Consider the following 4,141-nt stretch of genomic DNA (forward strand, 5'->3'; position numbering starts at 1 on the left):
CTATTTGTTCCAATTGCCTGTGCTGTTCTTCGCAGGCGACTAAAATTAAAATTGGTATTATTAGAGCTTTAAAGTTTCTCATAATTATTGCTAATAATTGAACGGGGGTACAGATACGCTTATTTATATTATAAACGATTCCTTAATCTGAACTTTTCTAACGGCTCGGCTTTTGCATTTTGTGTTTATCTTTTCTCGCCTAAACGCCAAATCTAAAGTCTTGGCGGTGTCCGCGGACACGCCCAGACCAATGAGCATAAGACTTAACACCCTATTTGCGAAAGGAGCCATTGTTATGTGTAGACTTTTCTGATTGTTGTTTCAAATTCCTAACTTTTTTAATGTTTCTTGAATTTCTGAATTATCATCTAATTCCAGAGTTTTGATGTAATATTTCTTTGCTGATATGGTATCTTTTTGAGATAAATAAAAGTCGGCCAAATTTTTATAGACTTTTGGACTATTTGGGTAATACTCTTGATTTAGCTCATAGTTTTCAAGTGCTTGTGTTGGAAGTTTATGATAATTAAGAAGCATGTTTGCATTATCGCTTACCCATTGTTCGTCCGGTTTAAAATCATAACCTAATTTTTGGGAGACAAGTTCGAAGTGTGATTTGGTCAAGTTCGCGAAATGGTCATCAATAGTCTTCGGGATAAAACCTCTACCTCTGTATTTGTGTTCGTCTTTGAACTCGAACCAAGAATAAAAAAATCGAAAGCCGTCCATTTGGGATAAGTATACGGTACTTCCGTGAGTATCATTTTCGTAGTATTTCCATTCCATATTTAAATCCGAACCCGAATTTTTTATTTGGTCAACCAGTTTAAGTGAATGGCGAACATATATATTTGCACGAATTGTATCTTTTTTTATACTGTTCAAATCACTTCCGTAAGTTGCAGTATTTGCGATTCCGATAAAAAGATTTTTGTTTTTCAGATTTTTACCTTTTAAACCGTAATCGGGATTGTTAAGAAATAATTCGTCGTCAAAATATAAACTGCCGTCTATCAACAAATAGTTGGCGAACATTTCTTGAAGTTTCGTCAGCGCGTTCATAACCACCAGACCACCGAATGAATGTCCGACGATGGTTCTATTTTGCGCACCTGGATAATTTTGCTCGATGTATGGAAAAAGCTCCGATCGCATAAATTCCAAAAACTTGTTTCCTCCGCCATATTGTTCGGGCTTTCCCTCCGTCGTCGGTGAAAAATCCATATGTCTGCTGTTATTATCCATATTTTCAACACCTACAACGATCATTTCAGGCAGGATCTTGGTTTCGTTCAGTTCGCTGTACTGTCTTAACATAGCAACAAATGCCAAAAAATTGTATTCCGCATCTAATAGATAAACTACTGGATATTGTTTTCTTTTTCGATTCGGGTCTTTAGCACTTTCCGGCAGATAAATAACAAGTTCTCTATCTTGATTTAAAATATCTGAATGTATTGTCTCAAATTGACCGACTTGAATTCCATTATCAGCAATTCGACCAGTTTCTATGTTTTCGATTTTTTTTGTTTCTTGGTTGCAAGAAGTAACACCCAATAATAAAACTGAAAGTATCAATTTTTCGAATTTCTTCATTGATGCACGGTTTTTTTTAGCTTACACAAAACAATTGAGTATGCGCACCGGTCGCTTATTTCCATTTTAAATGTTTGGTTCATTTGAACTTTGCCATAGGACTACAATAACCTCTAAACTGTGTAAATTGAGATTTTATCATCATCCAAAATAAACTAAAATCTTATCCTCTTTACAATTAGTCAAAATTTTATCCAGATACTTTGCTACCTCCTTCACAGCATGATCTTTTGCTGATTCTGAAACATCTTCACTAAATATTTTCGAGCTTTTACCTAAAATTAATTGAATTACGTCTCCTAAAAATTGCTCACTAAGATGGTCTTTTTCGAAATCTGATATCACATCAACAGACTCCTTGCTATAATAATTAAGAGCTGCTTTCGCTTTTATAATATCATCATATAGAAAAATTTTTGTTTTACCTGAACCTGAAACACCTGAATCAAACTGACTAGCATTTAATGACCGGTAAAGCAGGTTCGCCTTTATTCTATCTGATGCCGCAATTGATATTCTGGCAATAACATCACCACCCTGACTTGCTGTAATACTATGGCTCATAATTTTCCTTTTTTTTTAACTTAATTGTGTCACCACCGGTGACACAATTAAAATATATAAATTTCCCGCCCACATTGCTTTTGGACTACTCATCTTTTGCCTCGATCAATTTTTTGAGTGCCTTCTTACTGGGCAAGACCATTTGATACTTGCTTGCGAATATCTGTTTGTTGTCCTCCGGCAAGGTAAATTCCACAAGGGTAGTACTTTTAGAGCGCCCGAGCACAATACCCACTGTTTTGTTTTCTTCCGGCAACCGCACCTTCCTGTCGTAATAATTTACGTACATCTGCATTTGCCCTAGGTCTTGGTGCTTTACGTCCCCAATTTTGAGGTCTATCAAAACAAAGGATCGAAGGATCCTGTTGTAAAAGACCAGATCTATCCTAAAGTGTCTTTCGTCGAACGAAATTCTCTCCTGCCGCGATACGAAGGTAAAACCTTTTCCCAGCTCCAATAAAAAATGTTCCAGCTTATCTATCAGTCCCTGTTCCATATCGGATTCCGAGTATCTTGAATGCTCGGGCAGACCCAGGAATTCCAATATATAGGGGTCTTTTATCGAATCTTCGGGCTTCACCACTACCTGTCCCTTCTTCGACAGTTCCGCGACCCCCTTTTTGTCCCGGCTGAGTGCCAATCTATGGTACAGTGCGGAATCGGACTGCCTTTTAAGTTCCTTCAGGCTCCAGTTGTTCGTCGTGGATTCCAGTTCGTAGAACCTACGTTCATCGTTGTCATCGATCTGCATGAGCTTGAGGTAATGGCTCCAGCTCAAAGGGAAGTCCATGGGCAGATTTCCCTTCTTTCCTAATTTCCGCAAGGGTGTTGCGGAAATCCTGTCCGGGTATGTAAGATAGAATTTTCTCATTCTTTCGAGGTTATCGACCGAGAAGCCCCTCCCAAAACGCGCCGTAAGTTCCGCGGAAACCCGTTTCAGCACGGATTTACCGTAAGACGCTCTTTCGCCCCCATGTTGCCGTCCCTCGACAATGGCCCTCCCGATCTCAAAATAACCATAGACCATTGTATGGTTGACGGTCTGTACGACCAGCTGTCTTGCCATATTGAGGATCCCACTTATTCTTTCGAATAGATCCTGATGTTCCTTATCGCCGACTTCTTTCATGTTCGATATCTCTAAATTGGAATTTTACATAGACTGGACCTGGGTCGGTCATCAAAAATCCGCAACACGCTTGCGGAAATCATTTCCCACCGCCGTAAGGCCTTAGTTTCCCTTGAAGGCCCCTGATCCGTAAATACTTGTAGTAGGTGGCCCTTGAAATTTCCAGCCTTTCACAGATTTCGGTCACGGTCATCCTTCCCTCCTTGAAATACTCCTCGCAAAGTACGGCCTTCTGCTGGTTTTTTTTGCTCAGTCCCTTAGGGGCGCCCAAGACCCTTCCCCTGAGACGGGCGGACTCGAGACCGGCCTTGGTACGCTCGATAATAATGTCCCGTTCCAATTGTGCCAGTGCCGCGAACATATTGACCAAAAATTTTGATTGGGAAGATTCCTTTGTCGTGTCAATAAACGGTTCAGTAATGCTCTTGAACCTGACGCCCTTTTCCTCGAGTTCGTTCATGAGCTTGGTGAAATGGATAAGGCTCCGTGCCAGCCGGTCCAGTTTCCATACCACAATTGTGTCACCTTCCCTGGCGAAGTCCCAAAGTTTGGCAAGGCTTTTTCACATTCTGGTCCGAGGTGCTCACCCTTGCGTATCCGAAAATCATGGTTCGAAAGTTTAAATAAACGTAAAAATAGCAACTACTAATTTAGTACGGCAATTTAAACTTTTTAAGATCAATGAACGTTGAAATCGGAAATAGTTCAGATAAACGGCCGTTTAAATGTACTTCCATTCGGTGGACTTGCAACGAAAAATCGGACAATTAGATAAGGGTTAGGTAACCATCTAAATTTTGGCTCGGTGGATTGAATTCTATTCACGACCATCCCTATTTTTAGGAATCCGAC

Annotated in this window: 3 protein-coding genes and 1 pseudogene; all 4 read right to left on the reverse strand. The window is 40.0% G+C overall.

The features are described 5' to 3' along the window. Positions 1 to 321: 321 nt before the first annotated feature. Positions 322 to 1,596 (reverse strand): alpha/beta hydrolase-fold protein, encoded by a 1,275-nt coding sequence (locus tag ACEW8S_RS14220; RefSeq protein WP_373518800.1) that lies wholly within the window; start codon positions 1,594 to 1,596, stop codon positions 322 to 324. A 141-nt stretch (positions 1,597 to 1,737) separates the two neighbouring features. Next, the gene (locus ACEW8S_RS14225) at positions 1,738 to 2,160 is read right to left on the reverse strand and encodes a hypothetical protein (protein ID WP_373518801.1); all 423 of its coding nucleotides are present in this window, start codon (positions 2,158 to 2,160) and stop codon (positions 1,738 to 1,740) included. Positions 2,161 to 2,245: 85 nt separating this feature from the next. Next, positions 2,246 to 3,289: a YhcG family protein gene (locus ACEW8S_RS14230; protein WP_373518802.1), complete on the reverse strand. Its 1,044-nt coding sequence runs from the start codon at positions 3,287 to 3,289 to the stop codon at positions 2,246 to 2,248. Between the two features lie 79 nt (positions 3,290 to 3,368). Further along, a pseudogene (locus ACEW8S_RS14235) lies at positions 3,369 to 3,833 on the reverse strand (recombinase family protein); the annotation flags it as partial. Positions 3,834 to 4,141: the final 308 nt, after the last annotated feature.

The sequence above is a fragment of the Pricia sp. genome, assembly GCF_041745955.1.
GTDB lineage: Bacteria > Bacteroidota > Bacteroidia > Flavobacteriales > Flavobacteriaceae > Pricia.